This is a genomic window from Streptomyces sp. NPDC058525 (assembly GCF_042719495.1).
Taxonomy (GTDB): Bacteria; Actinomycetota; Actinomycetes; order Streptomycetales; family Streptomycetaceae; genus Streptomyces.
Genome location: NZ_JBHXNP010000036.1, coordinates 28,945 through 52,808 on the forward strand (window position 1 = coordinate 28,945; position 23,864 = coordinate 52,808).

Here is a 23,864-nt window from a genome sequence, read left to right on the forward strand (position 1 = left end):
CCGGCAGGTCCCCGGCAGGCTTCCGGCAGGCTCAGCCCAGCGCCCAGGCCACGTCGCGGAGCAGGGCGTGCCGCCAGCCCGCGCGGTCGTGGCCGGACGGGGAGCGGGAGACCCGCACGGCCGCGCCGGACCGGACGGTCAGGGCCTCGACCTCTTCGCAGTGGGGGAGCATCCGCGTCTCGTGTTCGCCCACGTCGAAGGCGATCCGCAGACCGGCCGGGGCGGGGCGCTCGCGCAGCCGCGCGGCGAGGGCTCCGCCGGCCGGGCCGCCCAGGGGGTCCGCGAGGTCCACGGCCCCGGGGGCCCACCAGAAGGAGCCGGACTGGCAGGCGACCCGGGACACCAGGTCCGGGAACTCCAGCGCCGCGTACAGCGCGCTGAGCCCGCCGAGGCTCTGCCCGGCCACCACCAGCCGGTCCGCGTCCGCGGGCAGGCCGGTGTCGGCCACCAGCGGCAGCAGCTCGTCCCGTACCGCCTCCCACAGCGCGGGCCGGCACGCGAACTCGGCCTCCCGGTCCCGGACGGGCAGGAAGACGAGGGTGACGGGGGGCATGTCGCCCGCGGCGACGGCCGAGTCGAAGGCGGTCATGGCCGGGTGCAGGTACAGCCAGTCGTCCCCGTCGAGCAGCAGGACCACCGGTCCGCCGCCGCCCGCGGGGTGGACCCGTACGGTGCGCCGCCCGCCGAGCCGCTCGCTGCTCCAGCGCACCCGGGCGCGGGGCAGGGGCAGTACGTCCGCGGCGCCGATGACGGGCCAGTGCGGCTGGGCCGGGGCGTCCGGGGTCGCGGCGACGGACCGGTCACCGCCCGCCCCGGCCGGGTTGAACGGGTCGGCGTGCGCGGCGTCGTCGACGAGGAACTGGTAGGTCACGCGCAGCCGCTCGGGCATCGGGACCTCGGCGTACCAGCAGTCCGTGCCTCCCCACCGGCGCAGCGGCACCGGCTCCGACCAGCTCTCGAAACCGATGCTCGCAGGTCCTCCGCGCCACAGGAACAGGGTCGACCAGCCCCCGCCGTCGGCAGGGACCGACGCCGGGGTCCGGGCGGCCGCCCAGAACGCCTCGGTGCCGGGCTCGCCGGGCAGTCCGTACGCGGCGAAGGCGTGCTCCGTGTCGGCGCCGCGGCCGGAGACGGGATCGGTCAGGCGCATCGGGATCTCCTTGTGAGCGGCAAGGGGAAGAGACTAAGCTCGTCGCAATTAGGCGAGCCTAACCTAATCATGACGTTCCCGGGAGGCACCCACCGTGAGCACCAACCCGTTCGACGACGCCGAAGGCCGCTTCCTCGTCCTGGCGAACGACGAGGGACAGCACTCGCTCTGGCCGTCCTTCGCCGAGGTGCCCGGCGGATGGACGGTCGTCCTCGACGCGAACACCCGGGAAGCGTGCCTGGACTTCATCGAGGCCAACTGGACCGATCTGCGCCCCCGTTCCCTCGCCCGGTCGACGGACAACTGACCCGCACCCGCCGACACCCACAGGGGACGACACCGCCGATGCTCTGCACCAAGCTGACCAACGCCCGCATCCTCACCATGGACCCGGACCATCCGGTCGCCCGTGAACTCGGCATCTGGCAGGGCCGGATCTTCGGCCTGGACGAGGCCGTGGCCTCGCTGCCCGCCCGCGAGGTGATCGACCTCCAGGGCGCCACCGTCCTGCCCGGGTTCATCGACGCCCACGTGCACCTGCCCTGGACCGGCTTCAAGCAGAACACCGCCGGCATCGCGGGCTGCACACGGGTCGACGACGCGCTCGCGGCCGTGGCGCGGGCCGTCGCCCGCAAGAACACGCCCGGCGCCTGGGTGAGCATCGTCGGCTACGACCAGCGGGCACTGGGCCGCCACCTCACCGCCGCCGACCTGGACCGCGTGAGCCAGGGGCACAAGCTGTACGTGCTGCACGACTCCGGGCACGGCTGCGTCGTCAACACCGCCGTCCTGGACCTGCTCCCCGCCGACGTGCCCCACGAGAACGGCTTCCTCGCCGAAGGCGCGATGGGCGCCGCCCGCGCGCTGCGACTGCCCTACTCCCAGGAGGAGCTGACCGAGGCGATCGGACGGGCCGCCCGGACCTGCCTGGCCGAAGGCGTCACCGCCTGCGCCGAGGCGGGCATCGGCGGCACCCTCTTCGGCCACAGCCCGGTCGAGCTGGGCGCCTACCAACTCGCCCGCGAGAAGGGGCTGCTGCCGCTGCGCGTGCAGCTGATGGTCTCCGCGGACCGGCTGCGCACGGTCGCCGCACACGAGGCGGACGGCATCCCCAAGGCCCTCGACCTCGGCCTGCGCACCGGCTTCGGCGACGACTGGCTCTCCGTGGGCGCGCTGAAGATCTTCACCGACGGCGGCATGATGGCCCGTACCGCCGCCCTGAGCGCCCCGTACGAAGGACTCGACCACGGCGGCCAGTTGCAGGACGACCCCGAGGTGCTCGCGCAGTCGATCGTGGACGGCCACCTCGCCGGCTGGCAGCTCGCCGTGCACGCCATCGGCGACCGCGCGGCCGACGTGGCCCTGGACGCCCTGGAACGGGCCCAGCGGCTGCGGCCCCGCCCCGGCGCCCGGCACCGCATCGAGCACGCCGGCCTGATCCGCCCCGACCAGCTCCCGCGCATCGCCCGGCTGGGCGTCAGCGCGGTCGTGCAGCCCAACTTCCTGCGGTACTTCGGCGACGACTACGCGGCCATCATGGGCGAGGAGCGGGCGCCGTGGCTGTACCGGGGCCGCGGGTTCCTCGACCACGGCATCACCCTGGTCGGCAGCTCCGACCGGCCCGTGACGGACGGCTCGCCGCTGCGGGCCATCCAGTTCATGGCCGAGCGGGCCTCCGAATCCGGCCGGCTGATCGGCCCGGACGAGGGCATCGCCGTCGACGAGGCCCTGTACGCCTACACCATGGCCGGCGCCTACGCCTGCCACTGGGAGGACAGCGCGGGAAGCCTCACCCCGGGCAAGCGCGCCGACCTGGTCGTGCTCGGCGACGACCCGCGGCGCGTGGAGGTCTCGCGCATCGGCGGCATCGAGGTGGTGGCGACGTACGTCGACGGGCGCGAGAGCGGAAAGCCGGCGGCGTAGGCAGGCGGACGCACACAGGGCGGCGCCTTCACGACGGTCTCGTCGCGAAGGCGCCGCCCTGTGCGTTGCCCGGGGTAATCCGAGGGCCGGTCCCGGCCCCCGGGGTCAGGACTGCGGGCCGAGCACCCACAGGCGGTGGTCCCAGCCGATGTCGCGGGACGCGCGGACCTCGAGCCCGGCACGCTCCGCCAGCCCGGCCACGTCCCCGGCCGAACGCAGCCCGGAGCCGAACGCCGCGGTGAGCCGCAGGTGGTGCAGGACCGCGTCGATGTCGTCCGGGTCGGCCGCCTCCAACTGCTCGACCAGCACCAGCTCCCCGCCGGCGGGCAGGGCCGCCGCGGCCTCGGCGAGGGTCAGCACCGCGTCCTCGTCGGCCAGCCACTCCAGCAGCCTGCACAGCAGCAGCGTCCGGGCACCGGAGGGCACCGGGTGGGTCTGCGGTACGAGCTCCACCCGGGGCAGCACCTCGGGATCGAGGATCTCCCCGCCGAGGACGCCCAGCACCGACGGCAGGGCGGCGAGCCGGACCCGCAGCCCCGGGAACTCCTTCACGAGCGCGTTGACCACGGTCCCGGCGCCGCTGCCCGACGCACCGAGCACGTCCACCGCCGACCAGTCGTACGCCCCGGCCACCCCGGGCGCGACCCAGCGGGCCTCGTCCTCGATCGCGGTACGGGCCGAACCGCCGAGCCGCACATCGGTGCGCAGCGCCTCGGCCAGGGTCTCGCCGGAGGCCGTGCGGCAGCCGTTCCCGCCCGTGCGCAGCCGCTCGGCGAGGCCGGCCAGCGACAGGTCGAAGGCGGCCTGGGCGCCGCGCAGGTCGTACTCCTCCAACGAGTGGTCGTCCTCGACCAGTTCCTCGCCCACGGGCGTGAGCCGGTACCCGTCGTCCGCGAGCTCGAACACCTCGATCTCCACGAGGTACTTCAGCAGGGCGCCCAGCGTGCGCGGCTCGGTCCCGCTGCGCCGGGCCAGCTCGGCGGCCTCCCGTACGCCCTGGTAGACGAGGTCGACCAGACCCAGCGTCACGGCCACGCGGATCGCCAGCCCCGGTGCCAGGTCGGTGAGTTCGTGCAGCCGCCCGTGCGCGTCCTCGCCCTCGAGGACGTCCGGGTCGGCGGGCTCGGCGAGGCCGGGCGCGACCTCCGCCCGCCTCCAGTAGCCGGTGATGTGCGTCTGCTCGCGCGGGACACCGCGGTCCACCGTCAGATGGCGCCGGATGCCCTTCAGGGTGACGGCCTCCCCGGCCGCCCAGACGAAGACCGTGCCCGGCAGCCACTCCATGTCCCGTACCGCGCGCTCCAGCAGGTCGCTGCGGCCGGCCGGAACACCGTCGCGGACCAGCCAGGTGACCTCGGCGTCGGCCTTCGTCGGCAGTTCCTGGCGGTGGCTGTCCTCGCCGACCTCGACGAACACCCGGGCCCGGGTGCCCGCCGGCATCTCCGCGAGCCACCGGCCGATCGCGGGCAGGGCCGTCTCGTCCCCGATCACCAGCAGCCAGTCGGCGCCGTCGGGGTGGCCGTGCGACATCTTCGGCCCGGCGATCCAGGTCACCTGGCCCGGAGCGGCCTGCTGCGCCCAGGCCGAGGCGACGCCGCCGTCGTGCCGGACGAAGTCGAAGTCGATCTCCCCGGCCACCGGGTCGAACCGCACCGGCGTGTAGTCCTTGGAGATCGGGCGGCCGTCCGAGGGCCAGTCCAGGCTGCTCACGTTCTGCCGGGGCAGCACCGGGTCACGGCCCTCCTCGGCGAAGAAGAACTTGACGTGGTCGTCGAAGCCCTCGGTGCGCAGCGGCGGGAGGGACAGGCCCGCGTGCTCGAAGGCGTGCAGCTGGGGCCCGCCGAGCGTCACCCGCCGCATCCCGGGTGTCACGTCCGAGACGCGCAGCACCGTCAGCTCCCTGAGCACGATGGGGAAGGTGACGACCGAGCGGGGACTGCGGGTGGACATCTGACTGCTCCTTCACATCCGTCCGGTACATCCGGGATGCGGCCACGCTACGTCGGGGTGCGAGCGCCGCATCCAACGCGAGGGCCACGATGCTGACACCGTGCGCGCAATCCGGGCCCGCCTCCGCGAGGAGGAGGCGGGCCCGGACGGCGGGCGGGTGCCGGCGGTGGGGCTACTGGCCGGCGACGGCCTTGGCCAGCAGCGGGGTGAGCTGCTCGACGACCCACGGGGCGCTCAGCGGGTCCGGGTAGGCGATGGCCGAGGACAGCGAGTTGTCCGAGGGGATCACCGTGAAGTGCTTGCTCTTCACCGCGTTCAGTGACTGGAACAGCTTGTTGGACTCCAGCTCGGTCGCGCTGATCACGCCCCGGTCACCGAACGGGTAGGTGACGAGGAGGACGTCGGCGTCGAGCTGGTCGAGGTTCTCCAGGCTCACGGCGTTCTTGTCCGGCGCGTAGTTCTTCGCCTTGTCGGTCTTGGTGAAGCCGAGCTTCTCGAAGACGCCCGGGTCCTGGGCGGCGTAGGACATGAAGCTGATCTGCTCGGGGTGGACGACCGTGTAGGTGTACGTCTTGCCCTTGAACTCGGGGTGCGCGGCCGCGGCGTCCGCCGTGGCCTTCTCGTTCGCCGCGATCACCTCGTCCGCCTTGGCGCTCAGGCCGAGGGCCTTGGCGGCGGTCTTCAGCCGGTCCTGCCAGGTGAGGGTGTCGGCGTGGGCCTTGTCGGTGAAGGTGACCACGGGTGCGATCGGCTGGAGCTTGGCGTAGTCGGCGTCCATCTCCCAGGTGTTCATGCCGAGGATGACGTCCGGGGCCTCGGCGGCGATGGCCTCGTAGGCGGTGCCGTCGGTGTCGTCGTAGGTCTTCAGCTTGCCGGCGCCCAGCTTGTCGATGGCGCGCTGCTTGTACTCGGGGATCTTGCTGCCGTCCTCGACGTCCGGCGTGATCACCGGGACGATGCCGAGGGCCAGCGCGATGGCGGTGTCGCCGTCGGAGACCGTCGCCACCTTCACCGGCTTCTTCTTGACCTCCGTCGTGCCCCACGCGTTGGTGAGCGAGACCGGGAAGCCGGCGGAGGCGTCGGCGCCGGCGGCGGCCGGCTTGTCCTTCGTGGCGGTCGAGTCCTCGCTGCAGGCGGTGAGCAGGCCGAGGCAGGCGGCGGCCGCGGTCAGGGCGGCGAGGGCACGGGCGGCCGGGCGGCGGCGCGGTCTGTTCAGGACGGACATGGCGGTTCTCTCCTATGCGGGGGTACGACGGCCCAGGGGGAAGATCTGGGGGCGCCGGGATCGGGGATGGGGGACGACGAGGCAGTCCAGGCCGAAGACCTCGGCCACGGTCCGCTCGGTGAGCACCTCTTCCGGGCTGCCCTGGCACACGATCCGGCCGTCGCGCATGGCGACGATCGTCGAGGCGTACAGGGCGGCCTGGTTGAGGTCGTGGGACACCAGCACGATCGTCTTGCCGGCCTGTTCGTTGAGGTCGGCGAGGAGGTCCATGACCTCGATCTGGTGGGCGATGTCCAAGTAGGTGGTCGGCTCGTCCAGGAGCAGCGTCGGGGTGTCCTGGGCGAGCGCGAGGGCGATCCACACGCGCTGGCGCTGGCCGCCGGAGAGCTGGTCGACGGGGCGGTCGATCAGCTCGGCCGTGCCGGTCGCCATGAGCGCGTCCGCGATGACCTCGTCGTCGGCGGCCGTGCGCCGCTGCCCGAACCGGCGGTGCGGATGGCGGCCGCGCCAGACGAGGTCGCCGACGGTGATGGACTCGGGGGCGACCGGCGACTGGGGCAGGATGCCGAGGCGCCGGGCCACCTCGCGGGTGGACAGGCCGTGGATGTCGCGGCCTTCGAGGAGGACCGAGCCGTCCGCGACGGGCAGCAGCCGGGCGACCGACTTCAACAGGGTCGACTTCCCACAGGCGTTGGGTCCGACCAGCGCGGTGATCCGGCCCGGCTCGATCCCGAGGGACAGCTCCTCGATGATCCGCCGGTTCGGGTAGCCGGCGCTGATGCCGCGGGCCTCCAGCCGGAAGCCGGCTTCGGGGGCGGCGAGTTCGGGTCGTGCGCTCATGCGGTGGCTCCTTGCCTGCGCCGGAGGATCAGCCAGACGAAGTAGGGGGCGCCGAGCAGCGCCGTGAGGACGCCCGTCGGGACCGGGCTGATCAGAGGGCCGTGCTGGGCGAGGACGTCGGAGCCCAGCACGATGACGGCGCCGATCGGCACGGCCAGGGCCACGGCCCGGTCGGCGCCCACCAGCCGGACCGCGATCGGACCGCTGATCAGCGAGACGAACGCGATCGGGCCCGTGACGCTGGTGGCCAGCGCGGCGGCCCCGGCGCCGAGCAGCAGGGTCGCGGTGCGGACGCCGCCCACCCGGGTGCCGAGGCCCCGGGCGAGCTGGTCGCCGAGGGACATGCCCGCCAGGGAGCGGTCCAGCAGGGCGGCGCACAGCCCGCACACGGCGAGCGCGCCCGCCAGGGTGGACACCCCCGTCCAGGTGGCGTCGTTGACGCTGCCGACCAGCCAGCGCATCACCTGTGCGATGCCGTGCTGGCCGGCCACCGTGAACAGGTAGTTCACGTAGGCGGTGCACACGGAGCTCAGGCCGATGCCCACGAGGACCAGGCGGTAGGTGTCCACGCTGCCGTCGCGCCTGCTCAGCGCGAGGACCATCGCCACGAGCACGAAGGCCCCGGCGACGGCGGCCACGGGAGCCCCGAAGGGGACCGCCGGGGCGAACAGCAGCATCGTGGTGGCGCCGGCTCCCGCACCCGCCGAGATCCCGACGATGTCCGGGGTGGCCAGCGGATTGCGGATGAGCCGCTGGTACAGGGCGCCGGAGAGGCCGAAGAGCGCTCCGGCGAGCAGCGCCGCCAGGGCCCGCGGCATCCGGATGCGGAAGATCACGTAGTCGGCGAGTCCGGTGCGCATCCCGAAGGCGGCGGGCAGCACGTCGGCCGCGGGGATCCGCCTGAGGCCGCCGAGCAGCACCGAGGCGACGAGCAGGGCGAGCAGCAGCAGGACGAGGACGACGGAGGCGACGGCGGTGCGCCGGACCCCGGCCCGGTGGGCGCCGCGCACGCGGGCCGCCGTCGCGGCCCTGAGGGCGGCCGCGGCCCCCGGGTCCGGGGTGCGCGGGTCGGGGATGCGCGGCTCTCGGGTCCGCGGCTCGTGGGTCTGTGGCATGTCACTCACATCCGGACCAGGTCGCGGCGGCGCGCGAGCCACACGAAGAAGGGGGTGCCGACGATGGCGCACATCACCGACACCTGGATCTCGCCGTGGTCGATCACCAGCCGTCCCGCGGTGTCGGCGCCGACGAGCAGCACCGCTCCGCAGACCATGGACAGCGGGACCGACCACCGGTGGTCCGCGCCCACGAGCATCCGGGCGCCGTGCCCGGCGACCAGCCCGACGAACGCCACCGGCCCCACGGCCGCGGTGGCGGCGGCGCACAGCAGCACGGCCACGGCCGCACTCGCCAGCCGGGCCCGCTCCACCCGGATGCCGAGGCCGCGGGCGGTCTCGTCGCCGAGGCTCAGCAGGTTCAGGGTGCGCCCGAGCGTCAGGGCGAGCAGCAGTCCGGCGATGGCGAACGGGAGGATCTGGCCCAGGAACTGGCCCCGGCCGGTCAGTTGGCCCACCGACCAGAAGCGCAGGTGGGCGTAGACGGCCTCGTCGCGCACCACGAGCAGGGTGATCACCGAGGACATCACCGCGGCGACGGAGACACCCGCGAGGACCAGGCCGATCGTGCTGCTGCCCGCGTTGGTGCGGGTGCCGATCAGGTACACGAGGACGGCGGTCACCGCCGAACCGGTCAGCGCGGCCCAGAAGTAGCCCCGCACGCTGGACACGTCGAGGAAGAGGATGCCGAGCACGACGAACATGGCCGCGCCCTGCTGGACGCCCAGGATGCCCGGTTCGGACAGCGGGTTCATGGTCAGTGCCTGCATGATGAGCCCGGAGGCGCCCAGGGCCGCGCCCACGGTCAGGCCGAGGAAGGTGCGGGGGATCCGCTCGGTCCACAGGACGTCGCTGTTGTAGCCCTCCGCGCCCGGGTGGAGCACGATCCGGACGACTTCCAGCGGGGATATGTCACGGGCGCCGAGGCCGATGCTCGCGATGGTCACGGCGGCCAGCATCAGGGCGGCGAGCAGCACGACGGCCGCTGCGCGCGGGAGGCGGGGCCTCGTGGTCCGCGGTGCGGCTGGTGCGGCCGGCGGGGCCGATTGCTTCATGGTTGTTCGGGTACTCCTCATCGGTCCGAGCTCGAACTTAGGCTAGCCTTACCAAAGTAGTCTCCAGTCCAATGCCGGAGGCGAAACGCTCACAATCAGGGGTCAAGAACGCGGCCCTGCGGTACGGGGGAGGATGTCGTGGCGGAGTCGGGACTGCGCAGCGTGCGTGACGAGGAGAGCCGGGCGGATGCGGGGCCGCTGGCCGATGACGGGTTCACCGCCGAGGGCGGACACCCCCTGCACGTCCACGAGTTCCACCAGTTCCTGCACGTCCCGGTCGGCCGGATCGTGGTCACCGCCCTCGGCCGCGACTACGAGCTGTCCGCCTCGGTGGCCCTGTGGATCCCCGCCGGCATCGCGCACAGCGCACGGTTCGGAGCCGACTCCGTCATCGCGGCGGAGGCCTTCGACGCGGAGCTGTTCCGGCTGCCGTACCAGGACGTCACGACGATCAACATCAGCGACGCCCAGCGCCGCCTCGTCCTCGGCCGGATGCGCAGCACGCAGGCCGAGGACGACGACCCGCAGGTCTTCGCCGCGCTGTCCGCCGGGCACCGCAACTGCCTGCCCCTGCCCCAGCCCACCAGCCACTCCGCGGGCGCGGTGGCCCGGGAGCTGGCCCGGACCCCGAGCGACCCGCGCACCGCGACGGAGTGGGCGGAGAACCTGTACACGAGCTCGACCAGCCTGCGCCGCGCCTTCCGCGCCGAGACCGGGATGGCCTTCTCAGAATGGCGCACCCGGCTCCGGCTCAACCACTCGCTGAGCCTGCTGGAACAGGGCCAGCTCGTCAGCACGGTCGCCGCCCGGGTCGGCTTCGTCAGCACCAACGGCTACATCCTGGCCTTCCGCCGGCACTTCGGTCAGACCCCGGGCGCGTACGTGAAGAGCTCGCTGGACCGCTCCGCCTAGCGCTGATCCCACGGGGACCGATGAGTTTCTCCGCGATCCGCGGTCATAGAGCATGGTGGGTGCGACCCGGCCGCGGAAGCGGCCGCAGCACGCACGACCGAAGCTCCCGCACCTGGACACGAGAAACCGAGGAACCCTCCGATGCGCACCCTGATCAGCACCGCGTTCATCTCGCTCGACGGCGTCGTGGAAGCCCCGGGCGGCGAGCCCGGCTACCGCAACTCCGGCTGGACCTTCAAGCACACCGAGTTCCTGCCCGAGGCGTTCGAGATCAAGGACCGCGAGCAGAAGGAAGCCGCGGCCATGCTGCTGGGCCGGCGCAGCTACGAGGCGTTCAGCCCGGTGTGGCCGGACATGGAGGACTTCGCCGACTACAAGGAGATGCCGAAGTACGTCGTCTCCACCACCCTCGGCGAAGGCGACCTCGTGTCGAACTGGGGCGAGACCACGATCCTGCGCACTCTCGACGAGGTCGCCGCGCTCAAGGAGACGGAGGGCGGCCCGATCATCGTGCACGGCAGCGCCTCCCTGAACCAGGCCCTCTCGGACGCCGGCCTGATCGACCGCTACCACCTCCTCGTCTTCCCGCTCCTCCTCGGCGCCGGCAAGCGCCTGTTCAGCGCCACGGACAAGGACACCCAGAAGCTGAAGCTCGTCGAGCACGAGGCCTACGCCAACGGCCTGCAGAAGAACGTCTTCGACGTCGTCCGCTGACCCCGTGCCGCGACCCGGAACACGCCGGTGCCGGCCACAGCGACAGTCTGTGGCAGGCACGGTTCTCCGGGGCCCGGGCCGGGCCCCGGAGCTCGGGCTCAGGCGGTGGCCGCCTGCGGCTGCTGCTCGGTCCGCGCGCGGACGCCGCCGCGGGCGGGCAGCAGCCGGTCCAGGGCGAAGGCGCCGGGACCGGTGAAGACGAGCAGGAGCCCAGGGCATAGGGCTGGGCGGCGTTCAGACGATCCGTCATGGGGAGGGTCCTTCGTGTACGGGGACGGGGTGGCGTGGGGGGTGGGCAGGGGGAGGACCGTCAGCCGGTCCAGAGGGCGAGCGCGCCGGCCGTGCCGGCCGGCGTCGGCAGGTCGTACACCTGGTGCTCCGGGGGCCGCGGAGGCTCGGCGGCCGTGCCGACATAGGGCAGCCGCGCGCCGTGCGCCAGGCCCTGGCCGGTGGACTTCAGCACGGCCTCCTTGCGGGTCCAGCAGCGCGCGAACGCGGCCGGCCGGGAGGTCCGGGAGAGCGCCAGCAACTCGGCCCGCTCGTCCTCGTGCAGCGCGGCCGCGGTGTCGCGCACCAGGGCGTCGGAGGGGATCTCCTCCACGTCGACGCCCACCGGTACGGGAGCCACCGCCACCAGGACCAGATCACCGGCGTGCGCCAGGGAGAAGTGGACGGGCCGCCCCGGCAGGTACGGACGCCCGTGCGGGCCGCCGCACGCGGTGCACGGCTCCCGGTCGATGACCAGACGGCCCGGCGGCGTCTCCAGGACCGTGCCCAGGACGTCCCGCAGGCAGATGTGCGCGACCAGGAAGCGGTCCAGGTCGGCGAAGCGCCGGAAGCGGCCCGCCCGCAGCGACTCGGCCCGGTCGAGCTCGCCCCGCCGGGCCGTGGCGGCCGCGGCGTTCTCCGCCACCGAGGCCGTCCACACGCGGGTCCGTCCGGGCAGGGCCACCGGCAGCGGCACGGGATGGACGGGCGGCACGTGCGCGGCCGCCGGCCGCCGTGCCCGGAGCCGGGCCTGTCTCACAGCTGCGCGCACACCCGGTCGGCCGTGGTGACCACGGCGCAGCGGCCGGCGGCCCACTCCAGGGCCATCCGGTGCTCGCGGGCGGAGAAGTCGGCGACCGCGTCCGCGACCACGAAGGCCTGGATGTCCGACATCCAGGCGTCGCAGGCCGTCATCAGCACGCCGATGTGCGCGTACACACCGGTGATCACCAGCTGGTCGCGGCCCAGCGCGCGCAGCCGCTCCGCCAGGTCGGTCCGTACGAAGGCGCTGTACTTCCACTTGGTCAGGACGGTGTCGCCCGGGCCGGGCGCCACCGCCGCGGGGATCGCGGCGGCCTGCGGGTCGTCGGGCAGGCCGGGACCCCAGAAGTCCTGCTGGAGGCCGCGCTCGGCCGGGGTCTGGCCGCCGGGCTGCGCGGTGTACAGGACCGGCACGCCGGCCCGCCCCGCCTCCTTCTTCAGCCGTGCGACCTGGTGGAGCATGCCGGTGACGGGCTGTGCGCCGGTGTCGAAGGCGGACAGGAAGTAGTTCTGCAGATCGTGGACGAGCAGGACCGCGCGGTCCGGGTCCACCGTCCAGCCGACGCGGTTGGCCGGCAGCTCGTCGGCGGTCGGCAGCGGATAGGGGGCGATGGCGGGCAGGGCCATGGTGTGGTCTTCCGTTCGGTACTGAGGGGGCGGCACGTTCAGTGCCGAGGGGGCGGCGCGGCCGCGGCGCGCAGGTCCCGCTTCGAGACCTTGCCCACGCCCGTCTTGGGGAAGGCGGAGACGAACTCCACGCGGTCGGGCACCTTGTAGGCGGCCAGGCCGCGTTCGCGCACGAACTTCTTCACGGCCGCCGGGCGCAGCGCTCCGGCGTCCTCGCGCAGGATCACGTAGGCGCAGGTGCGCTCGCCGAGGTACGGGTCCGGTTCGCCGACCACGTTCGCGTCGTGGACGGCGGGATGCGCCAGGATGTGGTTCTCCACCTCCTCCGCGGCGATCTTCTCCCCGCCCCGGTTGATCTGGTCCTTGGCGCGTCCTTCGACGACCAGGTGCCCGGCGGGGGTCATCCGGACGATGTCGCCGGTCCGGTAGAAGCCGTCCGCGGTGAACGAACGGGCGTTGTGCTCGGGTGCGTTCCAGTACCCGCGGATGGTGTAGGGGCCGCGGGTCAGCAGGTGGCCGGGCTCGCCGGCGGGCACCTCGCGGTCCTCGTCGTCGACGATCCGGATCTCGTCGTCGGGGGAGATCGGCCGGCCCTGCGTGGTGACGACCGTCTCCGCGGGATCGTCGAGTCGGGTGTAGTTGACCAGCCCCTCCGCCATCCCGAACACCTGCTGGAGCGTGCACCCCAGGCCGGGCCGGACGCGGCGCGCGGCCTCCTCGCTGAACTTCGCGCCGCCCACCAGCAGCACGTCCAGGCTGCCCAGGTCGTGAGCGGTGTGCGCGGCGGCGTCCGTCCACAGCAGGGCCAGCGGCGGGACCAGGCCGGTGATCGTCACGCCCTCGGACTCGATCAGCGGGAAGGCGGTGTCGGGGACCGGCTGCGGGGCAAGCACCACCCGGCCGCCCGCGTACAGCGCGCCGAGCCAGCCGGGCGAGGACATGGGGAAGTTGTGCGCTGCGGGCAGGGCCACCAGGAAGACGGAGTCCTCGTCCACCCCGCAGATCTCGTTCGAGGCCCGGACCGAGTACAGGTAGTCGTCGTGGGTGCGCGGGATCAGCTTCGGCACGCCCGTGCTGCCGCCGGACAGCTGGAGGAAGGCGAGGTCCCCCGGGCCGGGCTCGTCGCGCAGCGCTCCGGCGGGGACGTCGGCCGGCACCTCGGCCAGCGCGGTGAAGGCGCCCGGGTCGCCGTCGGCGACGAACACCTCGCGCAGGCCCGGGACTTCGGCGCGGACCTCGGCGGCGAGATCGCGGTAGTCGTAGCCGCCGTGCACCGAGGGGATCACGTACGCGGCCGCCCCGGTGAAGGAGCAGAAGTAGGAGATCTCGGTGCGGCGGTGGGCGGGGAGCGCGAAGACGGGCAGGGCGCCGATCCGGAACAGCGCGAAGACTGCCTCGAAGAACTCGGCCGTGTTCGGCAGCTGGACGACCACCTTGTCACCGGGCCCGATGCCGCGGGCGGCGAAGCCGGCGGCCATCCGGTCGGCCCGCGCGTCGAGTTCGGCGTAGCTCCAGGTGCGGCGGCCGCCGTCGGCGCCGCCGGCCGGGTCCACGAGGGCGGTCCGGCCGGGGTGGGCCGCGGCCCGCTCGCGCAGCACGGAGCCCAGGGTCTCGCCGCGCCACCAGCCGGCCGCCCGGTACCGCTCGGCGAACTCGGCCGGCCAGGGCTGCCAGGGCGCCGCGGAGCCGCTCACAGCCGGGCTCCGACGGCCTGCAGGAAGGTGCGGAACTTCGCGGCGGTCTCCGCGGTCTCGGCGTCGGGCTCGGAGGCGGAGACGATTCCCGCCCCGGCGTACAGGCGCAGCCGGTTCTCCTCGGCCTCGGCGCAGCGGATGGTGACGACCCATTCGCCGTCACCGGTGCCGTCCTCCCAGCCGATCATGCCGGTGAAGAAGCCGCGGTCGAAGGGTTCGGTCTCGCCGATCACCCGGCGGGCCACGTCGGTCGGGCTGCCGCAGACGGCCGGGGTCGGGTGCAGGCTGGAGGCGATCTCCAGGGCCGAGACGTCGGGGCGTTCGAGCACTCCGGTCACCGTGGTGGACAGGTGCCACATGGTAGCCGTACGGACCAGGGTGGGGCTCTGCGGGACGTCCAGGGAGGTGCAGTACGGGGCCATCGCCTGGTGCACCGCGTCGACGACGACGGCGTGTTCGTGCAGGTCCTTGGCCGACTGGAGCAGGGCGGCGGCCCGGCGGACGTCCTCGGCGAGGTCGGCGCTGCGCGGGGTCGACCCGGCCAGCGGGTTGGAGATGAGCCGGTCGCCCCGGCGGGACAGCAGCAGTTCGGGGCTCGCGCCGAGCAGGTTGCGGCCGGGGCCGGTGGGGAGCGCGAAGGTGTAGCCGGCGGGGTCCCTGCGGGCGAGCCGCTGGAGCATGGCGGGTATGTCCAGGGGTCTGTCGGAGTCGAGCTCCAGGGTCCGGGCCAGGACGACCTTGCTGAACTCGCCCTGCCACATCCGGTCCACGGCCGCGGCCACGCCCTTGGCGTAGACCTCGGGTTCGGGGACGGAGGCGATGGTCCAGTCGGCGGGCGCGGGACCGGCCGCCGGCAGGGCGACCAACGGGTCCGAGGAGAGCGGCGGGCCGCTGCGCAGCGACTGCGGGACGACCAGGACGGCGGGCGCGCCGGGGTCGAAGGGGATCGCGCCGATCACCACCGGCCAGGCGTGCCCGGCCCGGCGGGCCTCGGCCAGGGCCTGGGCCACGCGCCGCGGCAGGGGCTCGTCGGAGTGCGGGACCTCCTGGCGCACGCCCTGGCCCAGCAGGGTCCGGGTGGGGGTCGCGAGGAAGCGCGACCCCTCGCGGTAGGCGTCGAGCAGGGCGGTGGCGGCGCCCACGGAGTGGTGCGCCGGATCGGCCGGTGCGGGGGGCGTGGCGACTTCGTGGACCGTCGGCACGGTGACTCCTCTTCAGGGGTGCGGGCAGGTGGGGGCGGCCGGGCGGTGGCCGGCGGCGGGTCGCGCGGATGGCGCTGGGAAGGGCGGGGAGGTACGGGTACGTACGGGAGGTACAGGGAGGTACAGGGAGGTACGAGGCTGTACGGGCGTACGGGCGTACGGGGCGTACGGGTGGGACGGGCGTACGGGACGTACGGGTGGGACGGGCGTACGGGACGTACGGGTGGGACAGGACAGGCGGGTGGGACGGGACGTACGGGTGGGACAGAACGGGCGGGTGGGACGGGACGTACGGGGTTGCCGCGGGTCAGCGCAGCGTGGCCCCGCCGTCCACGTACAGGTCCTGCATGGTGATGTGGCGGGCCTGGTCCGAGGCCAGGAAGACGACGGCGTCCGCGATGTCCTGCGGGTCGGCGATCCGGCCCAGCGGGATACCGGTCCGGTAGCTCGCGAGGTCCCCGTTCAGCACCCGGCCGGGCGCCCCCGGGTCGTTCCACAGCCCCCACTGCATGGGGGTGTCGGTGGAGCCGGGTGCCACGATGTTGCAGCGCACGCCGCTGCGCGCGTACTCCAGGCCCAGGCACTTGGTGAACATGACCGCCGCCGCCTTCGACGCGGCGTAGGCGGACATGCCGGTGCGCGGGATCCCGGCGGCGTTCGAGGCGATGGTGATCACGCTGCCGGAGCCGCGGGCCGCCATGCCGGGGACGACGGCGCGGGAGGTGAAGAAGACGCCCTGGACGTTGACGGCGAAGGTGGCCGCCCAGTCCTCGTCGGTCAGTTCGGCGACCGGCCCGGTGCGCAGCACCCCGGCCACGTTCACCAGGATGTCGACCGGGCCGAGTTCGTGCCCGACCCGTGCGACGGTCCGGTCGACGGCCGCCGGATCGGTGACGTCCAGCTGGTACGCCCGGACGGCGCCGGACCCGGCGCCGTGGCCGGCGGCCGGCCGCTGCCCGGTGCGCGGGTCCAGCTCCGCGGCCAGTGCGGTGACGGCCTTCGGCGAGACGTCGGTCGCGGCGACGGCCGCCCCGAGGCGGAACAGCGCACGGACGACGGCCTCCCCGATGCCCTGGCCCGCTCCGGTGACGAGCGCGACCTTGCCGGTGAAGCCACTGGGCCCGGAAACGCCGGGCACAGGGTGGTCGGACATGCCGCCCCCTCCTTAATTCTTAGGTAAGCCTAACCTAATTAGCTGATGAACGGCACTACGCGTCAGGCGTGTTGTCGCCGGCCGCCAGCGCACGGGCCAGGACCGGGCCGATCTCCGCCAGCGCGCCCGGGGACATCAGCTCGTCGTGCGAGCAGTCCAGGACGTGCTCCCGCAGCCGGCCGTCCAGGTACGCGGGCCAGACCAGCCCCGGCGCCTGGTCCGCCGGGGTGGACCGGGAGGCGGTGAAGAACAGCACGTCACCCCGGTAGCGGCGGGTGCGGCTGCGCGACAGCAGCCGGACGCAGTGCACGTTCGTGTCGACGATCGCCCCCAGGAGCTCCTCGTCGAAGCCGGCCAGCAGGCCCTGGCTGTCGCGGATCGCGGCGATCGCCTCCGCCCGGTCCACCGGAGCCCGGTCGATCGGAGCCCCGTCCACCGGAGCCCCGTCCTCCTGAGCGCCGTCGACCGCAGCTGCGGCCGTCGACCGGTCCGTCCCGGCCACCGACAGCAGGAAGCCGCTCTCCTCGCGCTCCAGCCGCTCGCGCCAGTCCGGGGCGTCGGCGTACGACCAGTCCTCCGTCTCAGGCGGGTACGCGTCCAGCAGCCCCAGGAAGGCGACCTCCTCCCCGCGCTCCTGGAGCAGCGCGGCCAGGGTCTGGGCGACGGTCCCGCCGAAGGAGTAGCCGAGGAAGTGGTACGGGCCCTGCGGCTGCACCGTACGGATCTCCTCGAGGTAGAGCTCCGCCAGGGCGGCGACATCGGCCGCCTCCGGCTGGGCGCCCGACAGCCCCGGCGACTGGACGCCGTACACCGGCCGGTCCGCGTCCAGGTACCGCAGCAGGCCCGTGTACTGCCAGGCGAACCCGGACGCCGGGTGGAAGCAGAACAGCGGCGCGGCCGTGCCCCGTTCGCGCAGCGGCATCAGCACGCGCAGCGCGTCCCTGCGGGCGTCCGAACCGATCCGGGCGGCCAGGTCGGCCACCGTCGGCGCGGCCATCACGGCTCCGACCTGGACCGGGGTGCCGAGTTCGGCGCGGATCCGGCCGACCAGCCGCATCGCCAGCAGCGAATGGCCGCCCAGCTCGAAGAAGTTGTCCTCGGCCCCGACCCGCTCCAGCCCCAGCACCTCCGCGAAGATCGCGCAGAGCAGCTCCTCGCGGGCGTCCTTCGGCGCCCGGCCGCCGCCCGCGTCCCCCGGATCGGGGGCGGGCAGCGCCGCCCGGTCCACCTTGCCGTTCACCGTCAGCGGCAGCGCCGACAGCTCCACGAACGCCGACGGAACCATGTACTCCGGCAGCGCGGCCGACAGCCGGGCCCGCAGGGCGGCCGGTTCGGGCGCGTCCGAGGCCGAGGCCACCGTGTAGGCGACCAGCCGCTTGACCCCGGTCGGCCCGGTGTGGACGACCACGGCCGCCGCCGCGATCCCCGGCTCGGCCGCGACGGCCGACTCGACCTCGCCGAGCTCGATGCGGAAGCCGCGGATCTTGACCTGGTCGTCGGCGCGCCCGAGGTAGTCGATCTGCGCGTCCCCGCGCCACCGCACCAGGTCGCCCGTCCGGTACATCAGCGTCCCCGGCTCCCCGAAGGGGTCGGCCACGAACCGCTCCGCGGTCAGCGCCGGACGCCCGAAGTAGCCGCGGGCCAGCCCCGCGCCCGCGAGGTACAGCTCACCGGCCACGCCCGCCGGCACCGGCCGCAGCGCGCCGTCGAGCACGTAGGCCCGGGTGTTGTGGATCGGCCGGCCGACGCAGGAGCCGGCGCTGTCGTCGACGTCGGCGCCCAGCGCGTTGATCGTGTACTCGGTCGGGCCGTACAGGTTGTAGCCCATGGTGCCCTCGGTGCCCTTGAGCAGCTCCCACAGTCCGTCCGGTACCGCCTCGCCGCCCAGCAGGAACAGCGTGGGCCGGTGCCGGTCCGCGTCCAGCAGACCCGCCTCGACCAGCTGGAGCCCGTACGAGGGCGTCACGTTGACCACGTCGATGCCCACGCGGTCGTAGTGCGCGGTCAGGGCCGCCGGGTCCAGCCGCAGCTCCTCGCCGATGACGTGCACCTCGTGCCCGTCGACCAGCCAGAAGAACTCCTCCCACGACATGTCGAAGGCGAAGGACACGGTGTGCGCCACCTTCATCCGGCGCCCGCCCGCCAGGGCCACCGCCGGGGCGAAGATCCGCTCGCGGTGGTTGAGCAGCATGTTGGTCAGGCCCGAGTAGGGGACCACGACGCCCTTGGGCCGACCGGTGGAGCCGGAGGTGTAGATGATGTAGGCCGGGTGCCGGCCGTCGCGCACACCCGTCAGCTCGGCCTCGGCCAGCGGCTTCTCCGGCTGCGCCGCCAGCTCGGCCAGCACCGCCGGGTCGTCCAGCAGCAGCGCCGGTACGCCCTCCACCACCGGCACCCGGTCCGTCACCGGGGCCGTCGTGACCAGGCACAGCGGTCCGGCGTCCGACACCATCGCGCCGAGCCGGTCCACCGGGTGGTCCAGGTCCAGCGGCAGATAGGCCGCGCCGGTCTTCAGTACGGCGAACAGCGCGACCACGAAGTCCGCCGACCGGGGCAGCCCCAGGGCCACCACGGCCTCCGGCCCCGCGCCCCGCGCCACCAGGGCCCGGGCCAGCCGGTTGGCGCGGGCCTCGAGCTCCGCGTAGCCGAGCCGCTGGTCCTCGAAGACCAGCGCGGTCTCCCCGGGGGTCCGGGCGGCCTGCTCGGCGAACAGGTCGATCACCGTGGTGTCCGGGACCGGGTGGCCCATGTCGTCGCCGGTCGCGAGCAGTTCGGCCCGCTCCGCGGCCTCCAGGGTGACCAGCCGGCCCACCGGGACCGCCCCGCCGTCGGCGAGCTGCTCCACCAGCAGCGCAAGCCGCCCCGCCAGCTGCCGGGCGGTGGCCTCGTCGTACAGGTCGGGCCGGTAGCCGAGGCTCAGCTCCAGAGCCGGACCGGGCGTGACCGCGAGGGTCAGCGGGTAGTGGGTGCCGTCCACGCTGTGCGTCCAGCCGATCGCGTGGGCGGCCACCGCCTCCTCGCGGGCCGCGTCGTTCAGGGGCGTGTTGCGGAACACGTACAGCGTGTCGAAGAGCTGCCCGAGGCCCGTCAGCCGCTGGATCGGGCCGAGCCCTACGTAGTGGTGCGGCAGCAGCGCCGCGTGCTCGCCCTGCACCCGCACCATCAGCTCGCGCAGCGGCTCGTCGGGGCGCAGCGCGACCCGGAACGGCAGCGTGTTCATGAACATGCCGATCATCTGGTCGACCCCGGCGAGATCCGCGGGACGCCCGGAGACCGTGGCGCCGAACACCACGTCGTCGCGGCCGGTCATCCCGGCCAGCGCCATCGCCCAGGCCGTGCTGAGCACCGTGTTGAGGGTGACACCGCAGCCGCGGGCGAAGGCCCGCAGCCGGTCGCTGGTCTCCTCGTCCAGGGACAGGTCCACCACCTCGGCGGTCACCGGCTGCCGGTTCGGATCGGCCCGGGCGACGAGCGTGGCCTGGTCCAGCCCGGACAGGTGCGAGCGCCAGGCCTGCTCGGCGGCCTCCCGGTCCACGGCCGACAGCCAGCGCAGGTAGTCCCGGTAGGGGGTGACGGGCGGCAGGGTGTCCTCGGCGCCGCCCCGCCCATACAGGGCGAACAGCTCCTCGAAGAACAGCGACTCCGACCAGCCGTCGGTCAGGATGTGGTGCTGCGTCACGCACAGCATCCAGCGCTCCGCCGAGAACCGGATCAGGGCCACGCGCAGCAGCGGCGGGGCGGCCAGGTCGAAGCGGGTCGCGGCGTCGGCGAGCGAGAATTCGCGCAGCGCCTCGTCCTGGGCCGCCCGGTCCAGGTGGCTGAGGTCGATCTCCCGCCAGGGCAGCTCCCATGCGGCGGGCACCACCTGCACCGGGTGCTCCAGGCCCTCGTGCCAGAAGCCGGACCGCAGGTTGGGGTGGCGGCGCAGGAGGGTGTCGAAGGCGGTGCGCAGGGCGGGGCCGTCGACCGCGTGCAGCAGCTCGACGAAGTTCTGCATCAGGTAGACGTCGAGGGCCCGGTCGTCGTAGACGGCGTGGAAGTACAGGCCCTCCTGGAGCGGCGCGAGCGGCAGCACCTCGGCGATGTGCGGGAACACCGCGGCCAGCGCGGCCTCCTGGCCCGCGTCGAGGGCGACCAGCGGGGCGTTGGAGGCCAGGAGGCCGCCGCCCTCCTCCACGGCGTCGCGGGCCGCGGCGGCCAGCCGTTCCACCGTCCGCTGCTCGAAGACGTCGCGCGGGGTGAGGACCAGGCCCTCCTTGCGGGCCCGGGTCACCAGCCGGATCGAGACGATGCTGTCGCCGCCGAGCGCGAAGAAGTCGTCGTCGATCCCGGCCGTGGCGAGCCCCAGCACCTCCGCGAAGACCGCGCACAGCGCCTCCTCGCGGGCGTCGCGCGGCGGCCGGGACGGCTCCGCCGCGCCGAACTCGGGCGCGGGCAGCGCGGCCCGGTCCAGCTTGCCGCTCACGTTCGTCGGCAGCGACTCCAGCACCACCACCGCCGCCGGGACCATGTGGTCGGGCAGGGCCGAGGCCAGCCGCTCCCGCAGCGGCGCCCCGTCGAGGGAGCCCGCGCCCGTGACGTAGGCGACCAGCCGCTTGACGCCGGGGGTGTCCTCGCGGACCACCACGGCGGCCGAGCCGACACCGGGCAGCGCCGCGAGCGCGGACTCCACCTCGCCGAGCTCGATGCGGTAGCCGCGGATCTTCACCTGGTCGTCGGCGCGGCCCAGGAACTCCAGCTGCCCGTCGGCCCGCAGCCGTACGAGGTCGCCCGTACGGTACATCCGCGAGCCCGCCGGCCCGTACGGGTCGGCCACGAAGCGCTCGGCGGTGAGCGAGAACCGGCCCAGGTACCCGCGGGCCAGACCGTGGCCCGCCAGGTACAGCTCGCCCGGGGTCCCGGCCGGCGCCGGCCGCAGCGCCGCGTCCAGCACGCGGGCGCGGGTGTTGCCGATGGGCCGGCCCACGACCGGGGTGGGCGAGTCGGCCAGATCGGCGCCGAGGGCGTCCACCGTGTACTCGGTGGGCCCGTACAGGTTCACCGACATCACCCCGGGCGCCTCGCGGACCTCGGTCCACAGCGCCTCCGGCACGGCCTCGCCGCCGAGCAGCAGCAGACCGGGCCGGTGGTGTGAGCGGCTCAGCAGCCCCCACTCCAGCAGGGCTCCCGCGTACGTGGGCGTCACGTCCATGGCGTCGATCCGGTGCTCGCGGACGTAGCCGACGGTGAACTCGGCGTCGCGGCGGCCGGTTTCGTCCAGTACGTGCAGTTCGTGCCCCGAGATCAGCCAGAACAGCTGCTCCCAGGAGGTGTCGAAGCTGAACGACGCGGTGTGCAGGGCGCGCAGCCGCCGTCCGCCCGCGGCCGCCACGGCCGGCGCGAACACGTCCGCGATGTGGTTGGCGTACAGGTTCGACAGGCCCCCGTGGGTCAGCACGACGCCCTTGGGGCGGCCCGTGGAACCGGAGGTGTAGATCACGTAGGCCGGGTGCCCGGTCTCGGCGGGCGGGGCCTGGAAACCGCTGCCGTACGAGGCGAGTTCGGCGGCCGTCTCCGGTGCGTCCAGGACGATCCGGGCGGGTCCGCCCGCCGCCGCGGGCAGCAGCGGCCGCGCCGCCTGCGTGGTCAGGACGCACACCGGCGCCGCGTCGTCCAGCATCAGGGCGATCCGCTCGGCCGGGTAGTCCAGGTCCAGGGGCAGGTAGGCGGCCCCCGACTTCAGGACGGCCAGGATGGCCACGACCGACTCGGCCGAGCGCGGCACGGCCAGCGCCACCACCGATTCGGGTCCGGCGCCGCGCGCGGCCAGCAGCGCGGCCAGCCGGTCCGCCCGCTCGTCGAGCTCCGCGAAGGTCAGCCGGACGGGGCCGGCGACCACGGCGCAGGCGTCCGGGGTCGCGGCGGCCTGCTCGGCGAAACGGCCGGCGACCGTGCCCTCGGGCACCTCGCGCCCGGCGCCCCGCTCCGCGGTACGCAGCTCCGCGCGGTCGGCGCCGGTCAGCAGGTCCAGGGTGCCCACCAGGGTGTCCGGGTCGCCCGCGACCTGGTCCAGCACGGCGACGAGCCGCTCCGCGATCCGGGCGGCGCTCCGCGCGTCGAACAGGTCCGGCCGGTACTCCAGGGCCAGTTCGGCCCGCTCGTCCAGGGACACGGCCAGGGTCAGCGGGTAGTGCGTGCCGTCGCGGGCCTCGACCCCCGTCACCCGGACCCCGTCGGACAGCGCCGGGCGGGCGGACGGGTCCACCGGGTAGTTCTCGATGACCACCAGGGTGTCGAACAGCGCGCCGCCGCCCGCCTGCTTCTGGATCAGGCGCAGGCCCAGGTGGTGGTGGGCGAGCAGCCCGTTCTGCTCGTCCCGGAAGCGTCTCAGCAGTCCGGCGACGCTTTCCCACGGCCGGGCGTCGAGGCGGACCGGGACGGTGGTGATGAACAGCCCGACCATCGACTCGACGCCGGGTATCTCCTCGGGCCGGCCCGCGACCGTCAGCCCGAAGACCACGTCCCGGCGGCCCGTCAGCCCGCCGAGCAGCAGCCCCCAGGCCGCCTGGATCACCGTACTGGGCGTGGTGCCGAGCGACCGGGCCGCGGCCGTCAGCCGGGCGGTGGCCTCCTGCGAGAGCTCCACGCGGTGCACGCCCGGCCGCACGGCCGTGCGGGACGGGTCGGCGGGGGCCACCAGCACGGCCTCGTCCAGCCCGGCCAGCGCGCCGCGCCAGGCGCCCTCGGCGGCCGGGACGTCCTGCGCCTTCAGCCACTTCAGGTAGTCGCGGTAGGGGCGTACGGGCTCCTGTGCCGAGGTGTCGCCGTCGCTCCCGTACAGCGCCAGCAGGTCGCCGACGAGCAGCGGCATCGACCAGCCGTCGACCAGGATGTGGTGCACGGTGACCACCAGCAGGTGGTCGTCCGGGCCCCGGCGGACCAGCAGCAGCCGCAGCAGCGGCGGCCGGTGCAGCTCGAACCGGCGGTCCAGCTCGGCCCGTTCCGCACGGCGCACCGCCGCGTCCGAGGGGTCGGCGGACAGGTCCGCCCGGCCGAGGGCGAAGGCCACCTCGGCCGGCACGAACTGCACGGGCTGGGGCACCCCCTCGTGCCAGAAGCCGGCCCGCAGGTTCGGGTGGCGGCGCAGCAGCGCGGCGCCCGCCCGCTCCAGCCGGTCCGCGTCGACGGGACCGGCCAGCGAGACGGAGACCTGCACCGTGTAGACGTCCGGCGCGCTCGCGTCGTAGACGGAGTGGAACAGCATGCCCTGCTGCAAGGGGGACAGCGGGAGCATGT

16 protein-coding genes are annotated in these 23,864 nt (G+C 74.1%); 4 read left to right on the forward strand and 12 right to left on the reverse strand.

Annotation, left to right across the window (positions count from 1 at the left end; genetic code table 11):
* Window positions 1-31 precede the first annotated feature (31 nt).
* Complete coding sequence (locus tag ACFWP3_RS18540; protein ID WP_384222043.1) at window positions 32-1,150, reverse strand: alpha/beta hydrolase-fold protein; 1,119 nt, start codon at window positions 1,148-1,150, stop codon at window positions 32-34.
* Between the two features lie 94 nt (window positions 1,151-1,244).
* Here ACFWP3_RS18540 and ACFWP3_RS18545 point away from each other — a divergent pair, with 94 nt between their 5' ends.
* Both ACFWP3_RS18545 and ACFWP3_RS18550 read left to right on the forward strand, forming a co-directional pair.
* Window positions 1,245-1,457: an MbtH family protein gene (locus ACFWP3_RS18545; RefSeq protein WP_384222046.1), complete on the forward strand. Its 213-nt coding sequence runs from the start codon at window positions 1,245-1,247 to the stop codon at window positions 1,455-1,457.
* A gap of 38 nt (window positions 1,458-1,495) precedes the next feature.
* A complete protein-coding gene (locus ACFWP3_RS18550) occupies window positions 1,496-3,073 on the forward strand; it encodes an amidohydrolase (RefSeq protein ID WP_384222048.1) in 1,578 nt (525 codons plus the stop codon).
* A 105-nt stretch (window positions 3,074-3,178) separates the two neighbouring features.
* Here the strand turns inward: ACFWP3_RS18550 and ACFWP3_RS18555 are convergent, their stop codons facing one another.
* The 5 genes from ACFWP3_RS18555 to ACFWP3_RS18575 form a co-directional block, all read right to left on the reverse strand.
* Complete coding sequence (locus ACFWP3_RS18555; protein ID WP_384222050.1) at window positions 3,179-5,023, reverse strand: SIP domain-containing protein; 1,845 nt, start codon at window positions 5,021-5,023, stop codon at window positions 3,179-3,181.
* A gap of 172 nt (window positions 5,024-5,195) precedes the next feature.
* On the reverse strand, window positions 5,196-6,248 hold the full coding sequence (locus ACFWP3_RS18560) for an ABC transporter substrate-binding protein (protein WP_384222052.1): 1,053 nt from the start codon (window positions 6,246-6,248) through the stop codon (window positions 5,196-5,198).
* Between the two features lie 12 nt (window positions 6,249-6,260).
* Window positions 6,261-7,088: an ABC transporter ATP-binding protein gene (locus tag ACFWP3_RS18565; RefSeq protein ID WP_384222055.1), complete on the reverse strand. Its 828-nt coding sequence runs from the start codon at window positions 7,086-7,088 to the stop codon at window positions 6,261-6,263.
* Entirely contained in the window at window positions 7,085-8,203 is a 1,119-nt protein-coding gene (locus ACFWP3_RS18570; RefSeq protein WP_384222058.1) for a FecCD family ABC transporter permease, read from the reverse strand. Before ACFWP3_RS18570 ends, ACFWP3_RS18565 begins: the two co-directional genes overlap by 4 nt.
* Before the next feature lie 5 nt (window positions 8,204-8,208).
* Complete coding sequence (locus tag ACFWP3_RS18575) at window positions 8,209-9,258, reverse strand: FecCD family ABC transporter permease (RefSeq protein ID WP_384222060.1); 1,050 nt, start codon at window positions 9,256-9,258, stop codon at window positions 8,209-8,211.
* A 138-nt stretch (window positions 9,259-9,396) separates the two neighbouring features.
* Here ACFWP3_RS18575 and ACFWP3_RS18580 point away from each other — a divergent pair, with 138 nt between their 5' ends.
* Together ACFWP3_RS18580 and ACFWP3_RS18585 are read left to right on the forward strand one after the other, a co-directional pair.
* The gene (locus ACFWP3_RS18580; RefSeq protein WP_384222062.1) at window positions 9,397-10,170 is read left to right on the forward strand and encodes a helix-turn-helix domain-containing protein; all 774 of its coding nucleotides are present in this window, start codon (window positions 9,397-9,399) and stop codon (window positions 10,168-10,170) included.
* A 141-nt stretch (window positions 10,171-10,311) separates the two neighbouring features.
* Window positions 10,312-10,884 (forward strand): dihydrofolate reductase family protein, encoded by a 573-nt coding sequence (locus ACFWP3_RS18585; protein WP_384222065.1) that lies wholly within the window; start codon window positions 10,312-10,314, stop codon window positions 10,882-10,884.
* 310 nt (window positions 10,885-11,194) lie between these two features.
* Here ACFWP3_RS18585 and ACFWP3_RS18590 read toward each other — a convergent pair whose 3' ends face one another.
* The 6 genes from ACFWP3_RS18590 to ACFWP3_RS18615 form a co-directional block, all read right to left on the reverse strand.
* Window positions 11,195-11,911 carry a 4'-phosphopantetheinyl transferase family protein gene (locus ACFWP3_RS18590; protein ID WP_384222067.1) on the reverse strand — a complete coding sequence of 239 codons (717 nt, stop codon included), beginning with the start codon at window positions 11,909-11,911 and terminating at the stop codon, window positions 11,195-11,197.
* Window positions 11,908-12,540 (reverse strand): isochorismatase family protein, encoded by a 633-nt coding sequence (locus tag ACFWP3_RS18595; RefSeq protein ID WP_384222069.1) that lies wholly within the window; start codon window positions 12,538-12,540, stop codon window positions 11,908-11,910. The genes ACFWP3_RS18590 and ACFWP3_RS18595 overlap by 4 nt, the downstream gene beginning before the upstream one ends.
* Window positions 12,541-12,578: 38 nt before the next feature.
* On the reverse strand, window positions 12,579-14,234 hold the full coding sequence (locus ACFWP3_RS18600; protein ID WP_384222071.1) for a (2,3-dihydroxybenzoyl)adenylate synthase: 1,656 nt from the start codon (window positions 14,232-14,234) through the stop codon (window positions 12,579-12,581).
* Window positions 14,231-15,436: an isochorismate synthase DhbC gene (gene dhbC / locus ACFWP3_RS18605; RefSeq protein WP_384222073.1), complete on the reverse strand. Its 1,206-nt coding sequence runs from the start codon at window positions 15,434-15,436 to the stop codon at window positions 14,231-14,233. Before dhbC ends, ACFWP3_RS18600 begins: the two co-directional genes overlap by 4 nt.
* Window positions 15,437-15,743: 307 nt before the next feature.
* Window positions 15,744-16,589, reverse strand: a complete 846-nt coding sequence (locus ACFWP3_RS18610; RefSeq protein WP_384222076.1) for a 2,3-dihydro-2,3-dihydroxybenzoate dehydrogenase — start codon at window positions 16,587-16,589, stop codon at window positions 15,744-15,746.
* A gap of 55 nt (window positions 16,590-16,644) precedes the next feature.
* Complete coding sequence (locus ACFWP3_RS18615) at window positions 16,645-23,862, reverse strand: amino acid adenylation domain-containing protein (RefSeq protein WP_384222105.1); 7,218 nt, start codon at window positions 23,860-23,862, stop codon at window positions 16,645-16,647.
* Window positions 23,863-23,864 lie beyond the last annotated feature (2 nt).

Excerpts from the sequence above, each read along its gene's own strand:
- ACFWP3_RS18540 (WP_384222043.1), bottom strand. The coding sequence starts at position 1,150 with ATGCGCCTGACCGATCCCGTCTCCGGCCGCGGCGCCGACACGGAGCAC.
- ACFWP3_RS18550 (WP_384222048.1), top strand. The coding sequence starts at position 1,496 with ATGCTCTGCACCAAGCTGACCAACGCCCGCATCCTCACCATGGACCCG.
- ACFWP3_RS18555 (WP_384222050.1), bottom strand. The coding sequence starts at position 5,023 with ATGTCCACCCGCAGTCCCCGCTCGGTCGTCACCTTCCCCATCGTGCTC.
- ACFWP3_RS18560 (WP_384222052.1), bottom strand. The coding sequence starts at position 6,248 with ATGTCCGTCCTGAACAGACCGCGCCGCCGCCCGGCCGCCCGTGCCCTC.
- ACFWP3_RS18565 (WP_384222055.1), bottom strand. The coding sequence starts at position 7,088 with ATGAGCGCACGACCCGAACTCGCCGCCCCCGAAGCCGGCTTCCGGCTG.
- ACFWP3_RS18570 (WP_384222058.1), bottom strand. The coding sequence starts at position 8,203 with ATGCCACAGACCCACGAGCCGCGGACCCGAGAGCCGCGCATCCCCGAC.
- ACFWP3_RS18575 (WP_384222060.1), bottom strand. The coding sequence starts at position 9,258 with ATGAAGCAATCGGCCCCGCCGGCCGCACCAGCCGCACCGCGGACCACG.
- ACFWP3_RS18585 (WP_384222065.1), top strand. The coding sequence starts at position 10,312 with ATGCGCACCCTGATCAGCACCGCGTTCATCTCGCTCGACGGCGTCGTG.
- ACFWP3_RS18595 (WP_384222069.1), bottom strand. The coding sequence starts at position 12,540 with ATGGCCCTGCCCGCCATCGCCCCCTATCCGCTGCCGACCGCCGACGAG.
- ACFWP3_RS18610 (WP_384222076.1), bottom strand. The coding sequence starts at position 16,589 with ATGTCCGACCACCCTGTGCCCGGCGTTTCCGGGCCCAGTGGCTTCACC.
- ACFWP3_RS18615 (WP_384222105.1), bottom strand. The coding sequence starts at position 23,862 with ATGCTCCCGCTGTCCCCCTTGCAGCAGGGCATGCTGTTCCACTCCGTC.